18 protein-coding genes are annotated in these 14,097 nt (G+C 56.8%); 13 read left to right on the top strand and 5 right to left on the bottom strand.

Going from position 1 to position 14,097, the window contains the following annotated elements:
* Positions 1-596: 596 nt before the first annotated feature.
* Positions 597-911: a hypothetical protein gene (locus A4G99_RS00740; protein ID WP_066138114.1), complete on the bottom strand. Its 315-nt coding sequence runs from the start codon at positions 909-911 to the stop codon at positions 597-599.
* 112 nt (positions 912-1,023) lie between these two features.
* On the bottom strand, positions 1,024-1,296 hold the full coding sequence (locus tag A4G99_RS00735; RefSeq protein WP_066138111.1) for a phage repressor protein: 273 nt from the start codon (positions 1,294-1,296) through the stop codon (positions 1,024-1,026).
* Between the two features lie 558 nt (positions 1,297-1,854).
* Here A4G99_RS00735 and A4G99_RS29310 point away from each other — a divergent pair.
* The 8 genes from A4G99_RS29310 (at position 1,855) to A4G99_RS00705 (ending at position 7,527) form a co-directional block, all read left to right on the top strand.
* Positions 1,855-2,736 carry a helix-turn-helix transcriptional regulator gene (locus A4G99_RS29310; RefSeq protein WP_082837648.1) on the top strand — a complete coding sequence of 294 codons (882 nt, stop codon included), beginning with the start codon at positions 1,855-1,857 and terminating at the stop codon, positions 2,734-2,736.
* Positions 2,736-2,906 (top strand): hypothetical protein, encoded by a 171-nt coding sequence (locus A4G99_RS25580; protein WP_190303653.1) that lies wholly within the window; start codon positions 2,736-2,738, stop codon positions 2,904-2,906. The genes A4G99_RS29310 and A4G99_RS25580 overlap by 1 nt, the downstream gene beginning before the upstream one ends.
* Positions 2,903-3,367 carry a hypothetical protein gene (locus A4G99_RS00725; protein ID WP_066138110.1) on the top strand — a complete coding sequence of 155 codons (465 nt, stop codon included), beginning with the start codon at positions 2,903-2,905 and terminating at the stop codon, positions 3,365-3,367. Before A4G99_RS25580 ends, A4G99_RS00725 begins: the two co-directional genes overlap by 4 nt.
* Entirely contained in the window at positions 3,364-3,966 is a 603-nt protein-coding gene (locus tag A4G99_RS00720; protein ID WP_066138107.1) for a molecular chaperone DnaJ, read from the top strand. Before A4G99_RS00725 ends, A4G99_RS00720 begins: the two co-directional genes overlap by 4 nt.
* The gene (locus tag A4G99_RS00715) at positions 3,929-4,999 is read left to right on the top strand and encodes a tyrosine-type recombinase/integrase (RefSeq protein WP_223301520.1); all 1,071 of its coding nucleotides are present in this window, start codon (positions 3,929-3,931) and stop codon (positions 4,997-4,999) included. Before A4G99_RS00720 ends, A4G99_RS00715 begins: the two co-directional genes overlap by 38 nt.
* A 581-nt stretch (positions 5,000-5,580) precedes the next feature.
* Positions 5,581-5,931 carry a hypothetical protein gene (locus A4G99_RS24970; RefSeq protein ID WP_150122995.1) on the top strand — a complete coding sequence of 117 codons (351 nt, stop codon included), beginning with the start codon at positions 5,581-5,583 and terminating at the stop codon, positions 5,929-5,931.
* 175 nt (positions 5,932-6,106) lie between these two features.
* The gene (locus tag A4G99_RS00710; protein ID WP_082837647.1) at positions 6,107-6,424 is read left to right on the top strand and encodes a HalOD1 output domain-containing protein; all 318 of its coding nucleotides are present in this window, start codon (positions 6,107-6,109) and stop codon (positions 6,422-6,424) included.
* Between the two features lie 425 nt (positions 6,425-6,849).
* The gene (locus A4G99_RS00705; RefSeq protein ID WP_066138104.1) at positions 6,850-7,527 is read left to right on the top strand and encodes a helix-turn-helix domain-containing protein; all 678 of its coding nucleotides are present in this window, start codon (positions 6,850-6,852) and stop codon (positions 7,525-7,527) included.
* Here A4G99_RS00705 and A4G99_RS00700 read toward each other — a convergent pair whose 3' ends face one another.
* The gene (locus A4G99_RS00700; protein WP_066138101.1) at positions 7,528-8,496 is read right to left on the bottom strand and encodes an oxidoreductase; all 969 of its coding nucleotides are present in this window, start codon (positions 8,494-8,496) and stop codon (positions 7,528-7,530) included. It lies immediately after the preceding gene.
* A gap of 284 nt (positions 8,497-8,780) precedes the next feature.
* Here A4G99_RS00700 and A4G99_RS00695 point away from each other — a divergent pair, with 284 nt between their 5' ends.
* Both A4G99_RS00695 and A4G99_RS24965 read left to right on the top strand, forming a co-directional pair.
* A complete protein-coding gene (locus A4G99_RS00695; RefSeq protein WP_066138098.1) occupies positions 8,781-9,440 on the top strand; it encodes a helix-turn-helix domain-containing protein in 660 nt (219 codons plus the stop codon).
* Positions 9,441-9,536: 96 nt separating this feature from the next.
* Positions 9,537-9,887, top strand: a complete 351-nt coding sequence (locus A4G99_RS24965; protein WP_150122994.1) for a hypothetical protein — start codon at positions 9,537-9,539, stop codon at positions 9,885-9,887.
* Positions 9,888-10,080: 193 nt separating this feature from the next.
* Here the strand turns inward: A4G99_RS24965 and A4G99_RS00690 are convergent, their stop codons facing one another.
* The gene (locus A4G99_RS00690; RefSeq protein WP_066138096.1) at positions 10,081-10,737 is read right to left on the bottom strand and encodes a hypothetical protein; all 657 of its coding nucleotides are present in this window, start codon (positions 10,735-10,737) and stop codon (positions 10,081-10,083) included.
* 185 nt (positions 10,738-10,922) lie between these two features.
* On the opposite strand from A4G99_RS00690, the gene A4G99_RS00685 reads away from it, so the two are divergent.
* The 3 genes from A4G99_RS00685 (at position 10,923) to A4G99_RS00675 (ending at position 13,450) form a co-directional block, all read left to right on the top strand.
* Positions 10,923-12,116, top strand: a complete 1,194-nt coding sequence (locus A4G99_RS00685; protein WP_066138093.1) for a serine hydrolase — start codon at positions 10,923-10,925, stop codon at positions 12,114-12,116.
* Between the two features lie 269 nt (positions 12,117-12,385).
* The gene (locus tag A4G99_RS00680; protein WP_223301519.1) at positions 12,386-13,048 is read left to right on the top strand and encodes a helix-turn-helix domain-containing protein; all 663 of its coding nucleotides are present in this window, start codon (positions 12,386-12,388) and stop codon (positions 13,046-13,048) included.
* Positions 13,049-13,123: 75 nt separating this feature from the next.
* Positions 13,124-13,450 carry a hypothetical protein gene (locus tag A4G99_RS00675; RefSeq protein ID WP_223301518.1) on the top strand — a complete coding sequence of 109 codons (327 nt, stop codon included), beginning with the start codon at positions 13,124-13,126 and terminating at the stop codon, positions 13,448-13,450.
* A gap of 71 nt (positions 13,451-13,521) precedes the next feature.
* On the opposite strand, the gene A4G99_RS00670 is transcribed toward A4G99_RS00675, so the two are convergent.
* Positions 13,522-14,067, bottom strand: a complete 546-nt coding sequence (locus A4G99_RS00670) for a tRNA (cytidine(56)-2'-O)-methyltransferase (protein ID WP_066138088.1) — start codon at positions 14,065-14,067, stop codon at positions 13,522-13,524.
* Positions 14,068-14,097: the final 30 nt, after the last annotated feature.

Below are 14,097 nucleotides of genomic sequence, written 5' to 3'. Positions count from 1 at the left end.
GCGACGCAAGGCCGCTTCAACCCAACAAGGGTACTTCTGAAACCAGGCCTATCGCTGTTCTCACTGCAACGACAACTGCTTCAACCCAACAAGGGTACTTCTGAAACCGGATCAGTCGTCAGCGTCAGGAAAACGCCGTCGTCGCTTCAACCCAACAAGGGTACTTCTGAAACCCTGCCCGATATAGCGCCTACAGCGGCTAATAAGCTTGGATTCAGAAGGAGAACTTCGTCGACCCTCAATTCTGTGCTACCCCCCGGGGGGTCGACAGATAATGCCTCTCTTTTGTTTCAGCGATTAATTGTCGCCTTTCTCTAATTCGGTCGCGTCGAGCTCGCCAGCGAGATACTGCCGCCCCTTTCTTCGTATGATTTGGTAGTAAGTCACACTCTCGTCCGATTTTTCGATTAGGTTCCGCTCCAGAAGTTGCTCAATCTCTACGTGATTAGACATCTGAAAACGCCGAAAAACAACCACAAGGGTTGCTTCGACGCTGAATCAATGAACCGGTGGTTTCCGACCATTGGATTCTGACAACTCCAGAAATATAAATGATAGTCAAAGAAGAGAGAATCAGCCTGCGTCACGAAACAGAGTTATGAACTTCCACCGAAGATCGCTCCGAGAATCCTGAACGGCAACAATGTCACCCAGATCGCGAGCTTGAACGGAGCGACGATCAAGAACAGGACGAAGCTCAGCAGTCCACCTGAGGAACCAGAAGAGTTACTGACGGAATTCAACTTTCCGCTGATCTGCTCTTCGTCTACACTGCCTTCGTATTTGCGTCGAATTTCTCCGGCGTAGTTTTCACTGCAGTCGAGGCGGTCGGCGATCTCCTTGTTTGTGATATCGGGATTTTGAACAGCGAGCGTAAGAATGTCTTCTTGAAGGTCGGTGAGGTCTATCATGGTAGTTCTCCTGGGGTTCTGTGAAGATTCTATCCTGCTATAGTAATTTTAAATATAAATATTATTCGACCTATGTGTCTCGTTCAATCAGCAGTCGAAGCAGATGAGAATTCTAACTCCCGTCCTTCTCTAGTTCGTCTGCATCAAGATCGCCAGCAAGGTACTGCCGACCTTTCTCCGTGATTCGGTAGTATCCTCTCTTCTCTTCTATTTTCTCTAATAACCCTTCTTCCGCTAATATGGGCATTCTTCGTTTAACCGTCGGGTGAGAGATTCCTTCGATGTTGAAAGACACAACCGCTGGTGGCATTGCGATTCCTTGCTCGCCGAAAAATTCGAGAATCGCAGGGTCGGACTTAGTCATCCAAGATACCAGCGGGCGCATTATCCCGCTCTCTTTGCTCTATTACCATAATTACAGGTACCCCCGCACTGTTTGATACCAATTGGGTTTTCTATGATACCTATTGGTATCAAGATTTATTACCCCTCCCTGATTTGGCAGATGGTAGGAAGCAATTCGCGGACCCGTCGCTGTTGGGTCTACTGTCGAAAGTAAGCGGACCGATGCTAGGGACATCGGGTCCGCGGTAGCTTCCAAATGCACGCAGGAAGCCATGTACGAAGAAAACTCGCGGGGTCTTGAAAGCCCCGACTGTCTGAATGAATCGACTGCCAACTGCCCCTACTGCGACGAACCGATCCTCGCGCTCGTCACGCGCGGGCCATCCGCGCACATTCTGAGCCCGTGTGGCTGTCCGGTCGGCCCGATCACCGCACGCGAACTCGTCTCGAACACGTCACAATCGAGAGACGAAACGACGAATTCGACCGACGGAAGTTCTACTTTCACTTTCACTCCGCTGTCGAAAACCCATTTAATAGGGGGTCCGAGTACACCCGAACCGATGACACAGACGAAGAAGTCGCGAGGTGAGTACCAATGACGACCACCGTACTCTCCATCGACGATCTTTGCGACCAACTGCGCGAACTCGAAGCGAAAAAGAGAGAACAGGGCCAGACGCCCGCCGTGCTCGTCGGAGATCTCGTCGGCGAATTCGACGTGCGCGCACCCGACGAATCGCCCTTCGACACCATGCAAGTCGGCGACAGCGCGTTCTCGCCCGACACCTTCGCCGACGCAGACGGCACCGCCGCACTCCGCCGCGCGGACCCGGCGCTGCTCCACACCATCATCGTGGACGAGGACGACCTCTCGGACGGCGCGAAGGCCATCCTGAACGACGAAGCACCACCGAGCGACGAGGAGGAGGTGATTCCGCCGCTCACCGAGTACGAGGACCTCATCGCGGACGACGACCTCGACGCCTGCGACATCTGCGGGAAACACCGCGGCGTCGAGGAAGCCGACGTGCGCAACGAGGAAACGGGTGAACTGACGACCGCGTGGCTCTGCCCCGAGTGCTACGACCGGCTGGTCCGGTACAACCACGACGAACCCGACGCGTTCGACGACGTCGAGACCGACGACCGCCTCGCCACCGACGGCGGCTACGCGTTCAGCGACCTCCACGCGTTCAAGCGCGACATCCTCTACGCGGTTCGTGACCTCGAACGGGACGAACCCCCGAAGGGGCTCGCCATCAAGCGAACGCTGGAGGACGACTACGAGACCGTTCACCACTCGCGGCTCTACCAGAACCTCAGCCAACTCGTCACCTCCGGCCTGCTCGACAAGGGCCGGAAGAACGGTCGGACCAACGAGTACGAAACGACCGAGGCGACGCGGCGCATGCTCGAAGCCAGCACGAGGCGACGGGCCGAACAACTCGGAATCGCGGCCACCGGAGGTGACGCCTGATGGACCTCGTTGCCTGTCAGTACGGTTGCGACGAGCCCGGATGCGACTTCGGCGGCGACGCGAAGAACGGCATGGGCATCGCCGCGCAGCACCACCAGAAGTACGGCCACTCGACGTGGGTGGACACGATCTATACCCACCGCTACGGCTCGGGAGGTGATTCCGAATGAGCGACCACGAAGGCGACGTTTCCGCAAATGACGTACCGAGAACGAAAGCCGAATTGACGGAGCGCGTCACCCAAAACGGCGAACTCTTCGCACGCCCTCAACGCTGGACGTATCCGGACGGTCGGGAAATTCACGTTCTTCCCGATCTTCACAGCGACGGAATCACGGACATTTTCGTCGCCAAGCGAACCGAGAACGGTTCGACGATGCTCCTTGCGACGAGAACCGAGATTCACGCCGAGGACGACATGACCTGCGAGCTCATCGACCTGGGGGAGTCGTGGTTCGACGAACTCGTCAACGCTCCCTGCCTGTCGCTCCCGCACGAGATGCAGTCCGCACGCGACATGCTGCTCCATGTCGTCGATGATTGGAACGAGATACCGGACGCCGGGAAGGCCAACGCGTTGGGTCACATCATCGACGATTTGGAAGTGGCCCGTAGGGAGGTGGCAGAATGACCGGCCTCGACTGGCCCGCGACCCTCAAGCGAACCGACCCCGCGGAGCGAACGCGAAACAACCGCTACGCGGCGTCGCTCCGGGACTCCATCGACGACCTCGAAACGGAACTCGGACGCGTCGGCGTGGACGACTGGCGGCTCTCGACCGCGGCCCAACACCAGAAGCGGAACCCGCGGTATCCCTACGCGAACGCCTCGCCGACGGATCCTGGCGCGGTCGTCCGGTGGACGATGGACGGCGACCAGTACGCCGTCGCCTGCGACGCCTACTCGCGTCTCCGGGACAACGTGCGGACGCTATACCTCTACCTCCGCGAGAAGCGAAAGATGGAACAGCGCCCCGTAGAGACCGGCGAGAGCGAGTTCGCCAACGCTCGCCTCCCGCCCGCCGACGAAGGGGCCACACAGGGCGCGGTAGTCGCCCGTCAACCGCCCCACGTCCTCCTGGACGTCGCACCGAACGCTCCGGCCAACGTCGTGAAGGCGGCGGCCCGGCAGAAGCTGAAGGAGCACCACCCGGATCGCGGCGGAGATCGGGAGATGTTCAAGCGCGTTCAGGATGCGAAGGACGCCATGCTCTCGGAGGTGGACCGATGAGATCGGACAGACGGCCCGACCCTTCGGACCTCTCGATGCGTCGAGTGGTCAAACGGTACCTCAAACGCAGGCGCGCGGACTCGACGACGCCAGCGTCGATTCGTGGGAGTATCGGCTCAAGCTCTTCGTCGAGTGGTGCGAGGGCATCGACATCCAACGCGTCGGCGAGCTCCAAGCCTTCGACCTCGACGAGTACTACGACGTTCGGAGCGGGAAAATCCGACCGGCGACGCTCGAAGCCGAGATGTGGACGCTCAAGAAGTTCGTCGAGTACCTCGAACAGCTCGGCGCGGTCGATGACTTGGCCGACGCCGTCCGCATTCCCGACGTGGACGAGGACGACCGCTCCAACGAGGAACTCCTCGAAGAGTCACCGGCGCTCAAGTTGATCGACCACTTCCGAAACGACGATCAACTTCGTGGAACCCGCAACCACGCGTTTCTCGAAATCGCGTGGCACACCGGCGCGCGGATGGGAAGCATTCGTGCGTTGGACCTTCGGGACGCAAACCTCGAAGAGAACTACCTCCATTTCCAGCATCGCCCCGAAACGGGCACGCCGCTGAAGAACAAGAAGCGGGGAGAGCGACCCGTCGCCATTCCGACCGAGGTGTCGGACGTCCTTCGGGATTACATCGCCAATCATCGCTACGACGTCTACGACGATCACAACCGCCAGCCGTTGCTGTCGAGTACGAGGGGCCGACCCGGAAAGAACACCATCCGGGTGTGGTCCTATCTCGGGACGTTGCCGTGCCACTACTGTCCGTGTCCACACGGGAGGGAGCGGGAAGAGTGCGAGATGACCGAATTCGCACACGCCAGCAAGTGCCCGTCGAGTCGGTCCCCGCATCGGATACGCACGGGGTCGATCACGTGGCAGTTGAACATCGGTATCCCGCCGGAGGTCGTGGCGGAGCGAGTCAACGCCGGTCTCGATGTCATCGAACAGCACTACGACAAGGAGTCTCCGTTGGAGCGCATGGAGCGCCGACGTCGTCAACACATCGAACGAATGGAGGTTGACCGATGACGAAAACCGCCAGCAGTGCATCGGGTCGCCCGATGGTAGTTTTCTGCAGAAATTTATTTGGATTTAGTTCGGAACTGCCCCGACCCATCTATTTCTACCACGAGTAACCAACGAGCGACGATAAAAAAAATTGGTACTATTCCTGCAGAGTCATCGCCGAAATATTCAGTTACGAACGTGAGCGGTTCCGACCGACTCATTCCGGGAGGTTCTCGAAGTAGTTGCCACAGCGGTAGTATGCATCGAGGACGGAGGGCACAACTACTCGGTGAGGACCGCGCTGTCTACAGAGTGGCCCGTTAAAGCGCAAGCGAGTTGGTTTGTTGATGGCTCAGACAGACGATAGCTGTAGCACGCATTCTGAATCACCGGCATCCTGCGAGCGGTCACTTAGATGCTCATTGATGGCCGCCCTCCTTCGATTTTGAACTCATTTTCGAGTCTCATAAATAATAAATATGTTGGAATTCTTGTTTTACAATACTAGAAAAACACCTTTGTCAATTCTACAATAATATACTCCCGTATCGCTCTGTGAAATGCTACCATCATCCAAAGAAATGTCAGGATACAATCGTAGGATGAACAACGGAACGGCGAATTGGAGAGAAACGGATCCCGATCCACAGCTGGATCTCGACACGATCTTACGTGCAGTGAATCACTCATATCGTCGCCACACACTCATGTATCTCAACGTTGAGAACGAACCACAACCAGTTGCCGATGTCGCGACGGCAGTTGGTGAGGAGTTGGAACAGCATTCTGACTCCGATCGTCAGCAGATTGCGCTGGCCCTGAGACATCAACATCTACCTCTTCTCGGGGAGGCTGGATTAGTCGAATGGACATCCCGTGATCTCATCGAGTCAACCGGGATAACATCCGACGCCGTACGCCTGATCCAAAACGTCCCGAAGTATTTCGAATGAACACTACATCCAATTTGTTCTAAATAACTCGGAGAACGATCGTTGGACATGATCAAACATGAGGGATACAAATCCGATTATTTTAAGCATGAGTACCCAGTAGCAGCTTACTCGGCAACGTAAGTGCTATAAAATCTCACCATACCAACTGGTTCGATTAGAGAATCCAAAAACCATGACCGATTCAACTAATCCACTGTCAGATACTCCCCAGCCAATTCAGCCGAAACTCACCGACGGCGGTGAAACAGACTCACTCCCGGTAGCGATCGTTCGCGAGGTTGCTGCAGAGAAAGAGGTTGAAACATCCTCGCTCCCACCGATCTACGAGACGATCAACCCAGACGCTCTTGAGGAACTCTTCGACTCACCGTTGGATGGTACGTCCCAAACGACTGGACGTATCGTGTTCGAGTACAGCGGGTGCCGAGTCGTAGTTACGAGTACTGGTGCTGTACAGGCAACACTACTCGACGACGGCCAAGAAATATGAACTTCCCGCGAGTTTCGGCAGTCGCGTTCACGGTATACCACCCTGAGCACGGAACACTTCGATATCGACGTCACTGATCCGCAGCAGATCGTCGGTCAACTCCTCCGCGCCGTCGGCAAACTGCCCGCCGGGCTCGTGAACGCTCATCGGAGGCTGGCGAACGACACCGGAACATCCTTCGGTCCGAGAAGGCCCATCGAACGACCGATGCGAGTACGGCCGCTGGATCGAGCGGGAGCGTCTTGCAACGAACCACAAACGGCGAATGGCAGCGAATCGGAAGCGTTCCCGCTGGAATTCACTCACTCGCCTCACTCTGAAGGTACGACTTTTCGGGGGCGTCTCTTTCTTCGCGGTCCAATTGAGCAAGTGACCTTTGTGTAGCGAGCAGTGTAGATAAAGCAGTTCGACTCCGATTACTCGCTATGGCAATCGTCGCAGAGGTTCTCCTCGCGGATCGAGCGCTCCCGTTGGTTGATCTCGCGTGCTCGATCCCGAGTAACGAAATATCCATCTCCAACATCGTCCCGCTCGAAGATGAACGGCTTCTCGTCGCGGTGACCATGACCGACGACTCGCGAGAGGCATTCGAGCGGGAAGCAGACGCACAGCCAGAGGTGGTTGACGTGGTAGAAATCGGACGGACAGCCGAGGGGTGGTTCTATCGATTGACAATCGACGATGAATCCGGCCTCGCCGCGTCACACGATCACGAGTCGTTCAAGGGCGTACTGATGAACGCGTCGGTAACCCCCGAAGGGGTGAGACATCAGAAGGTGTTCTCCGACTACGAAGCGTTCAAAACCCACCGAGATCTGTGTGCGGCCCAAAACATCCCGTTCAAATTGCTGACCATCGCAGCCGATCCCGAAAATCCCGGAGAACGGGATCAGTTTGGACTCACGGAGAAACAGCATCAAGCAATCTCGCTCGCGTTCGCTCGTGGATACTACGACTCTCCGCGCACTTTGACGACGAAGGAACTCGCTAACGAACTCGGGATTTCCGGCCCGTCCGCATCCGACCTTCTCCGCCGGGCCGAGAATCAACTCATCAGTCAGACGCTCGGACCGGAGCAATCGGTATCCCAACACACCCAGTAGCTATGCGGGCTGTGGTTCCTCGAACTCGAACGTGACTCCGGTCAACTCTTCAGAGACCTCCCACAGACGGCGTGCAGTAGCGTGGTCGTACGACGTCGCGTTCGAAACGACGTGGGTCGGGTTCCCTCGCATCTCCAAGAGCCCGCCCGGGCCGATGTAGTGACCGCCGTCGACGTTCGCCGCTGTCGCAGCATAGAGCGCTGGAAGTGCACCGGCGACGGCGGATTGCGTCATGAAGGTGTTCACGAATTTCCTGACGATTTGTTGAATGACGGATGTATCCATCTCCGTGTCGCCGCTCACAAGTTCGGTCGCCGACGACCCCGGATGAGCGGCGACAGCAATCGTGTCAGCCCTACTTGCGCGAAGTCGTCGGTCCAGTTCGTAGGTGAACAGCAGGTTTGCGAGTTTACTCTGCGCGTACGCCTCGAATCGGCTGTAGGACTGTTTTCCATGGAGGTCGTCGAAGTGGATTTCTCCAGACCCGGACTTATGGGCGATACTACTCTGCGTGACCACGCGGGTCTCTCCGTCGGTCTCCACGAGGTGGTCGAGGAGGAGTCCGGTGAGCGCAAAGTGTCCGAGATGGTTAACGCCGAGTTGTCGTTCGAACCCATCCTCTGTCGTCGAATACGGCGTCATCATTATGCCAGCGTTGTTGAGGAGCACATCGAGGCGGGCGAACTCGGACTCGAACTCGGTAACGAACTGTCGGATGGATGCTTGACTTGCAAGGTCGAGTTCGAGCACCGTCAACGATACGTCGGTGACCATCGACTCGATCCTTCGACGTGCACGATTTGCTCGGTCGAGGCTCCGGCACGCCATGACGACGTGTGCACCTTTGCGCGCGAATGCTTTGGTCGCTTCAAGCCCAAGCCCGCTGTTCGCACCAGTGACGACGACTGTACGACCGGATTGGTCGGGCATATTCGTCGCAGTCCAGTTCGATTCTGTTGACGCTTCCATACGATGATCGAAGTTCGTCTACTGGCCTGAGTCCTGTGCTAATATACAAGTTTATTTAAGTAGACTTCCGGAGACCATCCGTGCGAATTCGGATGGACATCGGTTTCTCCATTGGTGAACCGTACTCGTGACCTACACACGCAGTCTCCGGTGGACGTTCCGAATTTGCTAGCGACGGACGATGAGCAAGAAGAAAGCCACGAATGAGACACCGACGATTGAATCGTAACGGTTTCTCTCGCACCAACCAAATTACTAATACGCTATAAATAGTGCACGACTGCATGGCGGTTATTGTTGAGTTATCTCTCCCTCCGGAGAGCTTCCCGTTAGGAACGATGCTCACTGCCGACACCGAACTTCATATCGAGTTCGAACGCATCGTCCCTGTCGGGGGCGAAGTCGTGCCTATCTTTTGGGCGTGGGACGGTGACTTGGATGCCTTCGAACGGCGCGTTCGAGACGACACCAACGTCCAGCAATTCGTTGCAATCGACCAAGTGGAGGACCGTCGCTTGTATCTCCTCAATTGGGATATCCCAAGTGGAGCATTTTTGGAAGGACTCACCATCACGGAGGGCATTATTCGGAGTGCGCACGGATATGGAAACGAAAACTGGGAGTTCGAATTGCTGTTCCCCTCTCAAGACCAGTTGACGAAGTTCCATAACATCAGCCGCGAGAACGAGATCCAGTACACACTCGGCAAAATGCATTCATTGAGCGAGGCTGGAGCATCTGAACTCGAAACCATCGTCACGAACAAACAACGAGAAGCCATCGTGCTCGCATTCCAACGCGGGTATTTCAAGACGCCTCGGCAGGTCACACTCTCGGAACTGGCGGCCGAACTCGATATCACCCAACAGTCGCTATCCGACCGAATCCGACACGGAGTCGAAGCAATCGTGGAACACGTGCTGTTTGGTACGTCCGAATCCTGAATTTCGGATCCCCTTTCACTTCCTTCGTTCTATTTAGTGAGACCTGTTCGAACAGACCAAGACCTTATACATCCAGTTCCAGTAGTCCTGATCAAGATGGACACGTCGCCAAACGACGAAAGCGAACAACGTTCGCTGGACGTCTTATTTAAACTCCTCGCGGACGAACAACGTCGTCAAATCCTGTCCTATCTCATTTCGAACGCTGATCAACCCGTTCCACTCGAAACCATCGTAGAACATCTACAGACACACACTGGCACGAATCGAGAGCGACTGAAGATCCGTCTTCATCACATCTCCCTTCCCAAACTGGCGGATCATGGTGTGATCGGGTATGATCCTTCACTGCAACTCATTTCGTATACTGAACGCCCACGTCTCGAAGCGTTGGTGCAGCAAGAGCAGATTCTCGTCGATGAGGAGGGCGAGTCTGATACCGATTGACGAATCGGGGGGCGGCGAACGACACCGGAACACCCTACGGTGTTCATTCTCGCCGTGCTATTCCGTCGATCGAGGCGAACTGGAGTCGCTACGCGAAACAGCGAAGAGGAATGTGATAGAAAAGCTTCTCACGCAGTATCGGTGTAAGCGGTAGTGCCAGACGGTTCGTTCCGGGCATTCTACCGCGGAGGGATTATTCTCGACTGTACAGACCGTACATGACCGCGCTAGCTCCCACACTCACTGGACTTACCACGATCGTGGAGACCCCACCGCCAATACGCAAGAACTCCTGATACGTGCTAAAGTTCGCTGAACCGCTCGGAACTCCCACGATGAGTACTGCCCCGACGGCACCGAGGAGAATCGATGCGATACCGATCAGAACTGTCACACCAAAAATAGTCCACGCGTGCCCCTTCGTGAGAGAAAAACTGCGCTGTAGTGCTTCTATCGGGCCACAGTCTTCCAGCATGATCGTCGCCGTGACTAACTGGAAACGCACGGAGAGATAGATGCCAGGGATAACGAGGAACAGTGCCCCGATGACGATGAGGATTCCCGCAACGATTCCAGCAATCAGTACGAAGAAAACACGGACCAGGAAGGAACGCTGGCTTTCGACGTCTCCACCCAGAGTGTTAAACGCCATAATTATCCCGAGTGCCCCGGCAACGAGCGAGAAGAAATTAGAGAACGTCTGAGAAAGAAGTCCGGAAAGACCGGTGATCAAGAACAACCCGAAGATGAGGGGAGTGTGAATTACCGTCGAAACTGCTTCGGAGGTGATATCGATGAAGCCGCTCGAAACGGTTAGATCCGTTTCGATAGCTGATGATGTTCTACTCATTTTAATATGAGTTGACCGTTGAATCGAGGGAGTAAATATCTTCAGTTAGATCAGAACGCATCGTAGACGATTTGCGATCATGGTTCATCCGATGCGTCGAGGATACGAGGCACGATCGACTGCTTCGACGAATCAGGGGATCGACACTCCGAATTTATTTCACAACGGATCGTGCTAACTCACATATGACGTCGCCGCCCTCGATACACGGAACGGTTGCTCCGGGATTCGAGCCGGTTGCCGAAACGTTCGTGGAAAACTTCCGGCGTCGAGACGAACTCGGTGCCGCCTGTGCAGCGTATCACGAGGGGGAGAAGGTAGTGGATCTCTGGGGAGGATTTCGCACCGTCGCCCGCTCGAAACCGTGGACCGAGGACACGCTCGTTCTCGTTTTCTCGACGACGAAGGGAATGGCGGCGACGGCCGTCGCGCATGCACAGTCGAACGGGTTATTCGAGTACGACGATACGGTTGCCACCCACTGGCCCGCATTCGGTCAGAACGGGAAGGACGAAATCACGATCCGCGAACTACTCGCCCATCAGGGGGGAGTTGCGGCACCACGACGGAAACTGAATCCCGGACGCATCGCGGATACCGAGACCCTCTCGTCGATGCTCGCATCGAAGCGTCCCGAATGGACGCCGGGACGCCGTCACGGCTACCACTCGTTCACCCTGGGATGGTACGAGAGCGAACTCATCAGAAGGACGGACCCGGAGGGACGAACCCTCGGTCAGTACTTCGCCGACGAGATCGCCGCGCCGCTCGACGCCGAGTTTTACGTCGGACTTCCCGACGATGTCTCCCGGGATCGAATCGCCGAAATCGACGGCTACAGCGTCGCCGAGTTTGTGACACACATACGTCAGTTCCCGTGGCGGATGGTTCTCTCGCTGTTGTCACCGCGGTCGCTGTCGAGTCGTGCGTTGGATTGTTTCGAGATCGACTCGCCCGCCGAACTCGATCGGCCGTCGTACCGCTCGGTCGAGATTCCATCGGGCAACGGTATCGGTCGTGTGAGAGATATCGCTGAGATATACGGGATGCTCGCCACCGATGGAGGCGATCTGGACATCGGGACCGACACGCTAGACGAGTTGAGACGGCCACCGAACCCGCCGCGACAGGGACCGGTGGATCTCGTGTTGAAAACCGAATCCGCCTATTCGCTCGGCTATTCGAAGCCGTCGTCCAATTTCCGGTTCGGACGTTCCACGGCCGCGTTCGGCACCCCCGGAGCGGGGGGATCGTTCGCCTTCGGCGATCCAGACGAAGGGCTTGGGTTCGCGTACGCCCCGAACCGAATGAAGCCGCAACTGTGGGACGACCCCCGAGAGAGGGCCCTTCGGAAGGCGCTATACGACTGCCTCGACTGATTGGGCTGGCGGTCCCGGCGGAGGAGATACCGATTACACGACCTCCCATTACACGACCCCCCGATACCGTTCGCGCGGAATCGACGCAGTTCGACCGTCAACACCATAGTTCGGTCAGTTCAGGTGTCGATACCGTCCGGGCGTATTTACACCACCGCCGTTCGATATATTTTGTGCAATATCCTAGAATGAGAAACTATCTTTAAATAAATTTTCGAAATGTAGACGCGACCATGAAGGATTTGTCCCTTCATTGTCTCTGGGAACATGTGCTCACTGCTGAACTCTCAATTCAAACATCTATTCTCGAAGCGACACTGACGGCGTGTCCTCACACGACCATCGAGGTGGAACGTGGGCGAAGCATCGACGACGGGAAGACTATTCAGTTGTTGCTTTGGGTGAAAGAGGGCGAAGACGACGAATTCGAAGCGGCCGTGGGAAACGACTCGTCGATCACGGAGGTAAAACAATTCTCTGAGGACACCTCCCGTGAGGACGACGTCCGTCGTCTCTATCGTGTGGAGTTCGCCGAAGCGGCGATCACCGTCGCTCCGGGTTCGGCGTGGATCGAACGCGGCGTCATTCTACTGGACGCAGTCGGGACGTTCGAGGGGTGGGAAGTCAGGCTCCTCGTGCCGGATCGGGAAGCGTTCACGTCGTCCATCGACTGGTGGCAGGCTAACTTCGGAAGCGTCTCGGTCGATGCGCTGTACAGCAGCGCGGACGATTCGGGAGGGACGGGACTGACCTCGCTCCAATACGACGCGTTGCTCCGAGCGCTAGAAACGGGCTACTTCGACGTGCCACGGCGAACGACGCTCGAAGAACTCGCCGACGAGTTCGACATCAGCGCACAAGCGTTGTCGGTCCGTCTGCGCAAAGGAACCGCCACGCTGGTCGGGAACTCCGTCGCGGAGGACCCGATATAAAGATTTGAGTCGTCAACCCACGGGCACACCCATCGGCGAGCGGTATATTTCCGCACGATGGACCGTGGATCCCCATTGAGTCGCTCGTTCGATGTGTTGTCGAACTATCGCCGTCGTCTCGTTCTCTACCATCTCCTCGAAACGTTCGATGGGTGTGCCTCCCTCGAAGCCCTGACCGACATCATCGTCGCCGAATCGGAGGGACTGGACGTGACACCCGAGACACACCGGCGCACGATGGTGAGCCTTCAACACGTTCACCTTCCCAAACTAGTCGCCATGGGTGTCGTCGAACACGACGAAGCGGAGAACGTGGTCCGTTTGCGAACGCCTTCACCGATGGTCGATCGACTGCTGGATCTCTGTCTCGACTACGAGACGTACGATCACTGCCGGAATTGACGCCGAGCATCAGTCCCATCAAACGAGGTTGTCGGCGGAACCGACGATTCCAAAATCGCAATCCGGCCGAACTATTCGTCGACCGGTTCGACCTGCTTGCCGGTCGCTTTCGGAATCACGCGCTGTTGGGCGTCCTCCCATTCGCAGTCGAGTTCTCGGCCGTCGAACAGTCGGTCGAGGAAGACGGCCAGTCCGGCGACTTCCGAGTGCGGTTGGTTCGTCACGCCGACGTTCCAGTCGGCGGCCTCGTACACGTCGAACGAGACCTTTTCCGCACCGACGACGACGAGGAGCGGTTCCTCGTCTCCCGTATGGGCGTCCCGAATCTCATCCTCCACGTCCTGCACGCGCTCGCCGTACATCGTGAGGTGGACGACCGTCCCCTCCCAATTCCGGATGAGCGCCTTCTGGCTACCCGAGCATTCGACATCGAAGGGGCCGCCGAAGCGGTCGGTGATGTCGCGGATGGTGTCCCGTGACTGTCCCGCGTTGTCGGGGAGGACGACCTCGTCCGCCCCGAGCGCGCGGGCCGTGAGTCCGACGTGGGTGGTCATTCGCTCGTCGCGTCCGGGCCGGTGGCCGAGGCGAACGACCGTGACCGACGGTTCGTCGTGCATGCGCGGAAAAAGGAACCGGTTCGGTTAGGG

The sequence above is a fragment of the Haladaptatus sp. R4 genome (assembly GCF_001625445.1).
GTDB lineage: Archaea > Halobacteriota > Halobacteria > Halobacteriales > Haladaptataceae > Haladaptatus.
The sequence above is the reverse complement of the archived record's forward strand: the minus strand, read 5'-3'. Positions and strand labels throughout refer to the sequence as shown.

What these genes read in the sequence shown, in the direction of transcription:
- A4G99_RS00740 (WP_066138114.1), bottom strand. Translation starts at nt 911, where the DNA reads ATGATAGACCTCACCGACCTTCAAGAAGACATTCTTACGCTCGCTGTT.
- A4G99_RS00735 (WP_066138111.1), bottom strand. Translation starts at nt 1,296, where the DNA reads ATGCGCCCGCTGGTATCTTGGATGACTAAGTCCGACCCTGCGATTCTC.
- A4G99_RS29310 (WP_082837648.1), top strand. Translation starts at nt 1,855, where the DNA reads ATGACGACCACCGTACTCTCCATCGACGATCTTTGCGACCAACTGCGC.
- A4G99_RS25580 (WP_190303653.1), top strand. Translation starts at nt 2,736, where the DNA reads ATGGACCTCGTTGCCTGTCAGTACGGTTGCGACGAGCCCGGATGCGAC.
- A4G99_RS00725 (WP_066138110.1), top strand. Translation starts at nt 2,903, where the DNA reads ATGAGCGACCACGAAGGCGACGTTTCCGCAAATGACGTACCGAGAACG.
- A4G99_RS00720 (WP_066138107.1), top strand. Translation starts at nt 3,364, where the DNA reads ATGACCGGCCTCGACTGGCCCGCGACCCTCAAGCGAACCGACCCCGCG.
- A4G99_RS00715 (WP_223301520.1), top strand. Translation starts at nt 3,929, where the DNA reads ATGCGAAGGACGCCATGCTCTCGGAGGTGGACCGATGAGATCGGACAG.
- A4G99_RS24970 (WP_150122995.1), top strand. Translation starts at nt 5,581, where the DNA reads ATGAACAACGGAACGGCGAATTGGAGAGAAACGGATCCCGATCCACAG.
- A4G99_RS00710 (WP_082837647.1), top strand. Translation starts at nt 6,107, where the DNA reads ATGACCGATTCAACTAATCCACTGTCAGATACTCCCCAGCCAATTCAG.
- A4G99_RS00705 (WP_066138104.1), top strand. Translation starts at nt 6,850, where the DNA reads ATGGCAATCGTCGCAGAGGTTCTCCTCGCGGATCGAGCGCTCCCGTTG.
- A4G99_RS00700 (WP_066138101.1), bottom strand. Translation starts at nt 8,496, where the DNA reads ATGGAAGCGTCAACAGAATCGAACTGGACTGCGACGAATATGCCCGAC.
- A4G99_RS00695 (WP_066138098.1), top strand. Translation starts at nt 8,781, where the DNA reads ATGGCGGTTATTGTTGAGTTATCTCTCCCTCCGGAGAGCTTCCCGTTA.
- A4G99_RS24965 (WP_150122994.1), top strand. Translation starts at nt 9,537, where the DNA reads ATGGACACGTCGCCAAACGACGAAAGCGAACAACGTTCGCTGGACGTC.
- A4G99_RS00690 (WP_066138096.1), bottom strand. Translation starts at nt 10,737, where the DNA reads ATGAGTAGAACATCATCAGCTATCGAAACGGATCTAACCGTTTCGAGC.
- A4G99_RS00685 (WP_066138093.1), top strand. Translation starts at nt 10,923, where the DNA reads ATGACGTCGCCGCCCTCGATACACGGAACGGTTGCTCCGGGATTCGAG.
- A4G99_RS00670 (WP_066138088.1), bottom strand. Translation starts at nt 14,067, where the DNA reads ATGCACGACGAACCGTCGGTCACGGTCGTTCGCCTCGGCCACCGGCCC.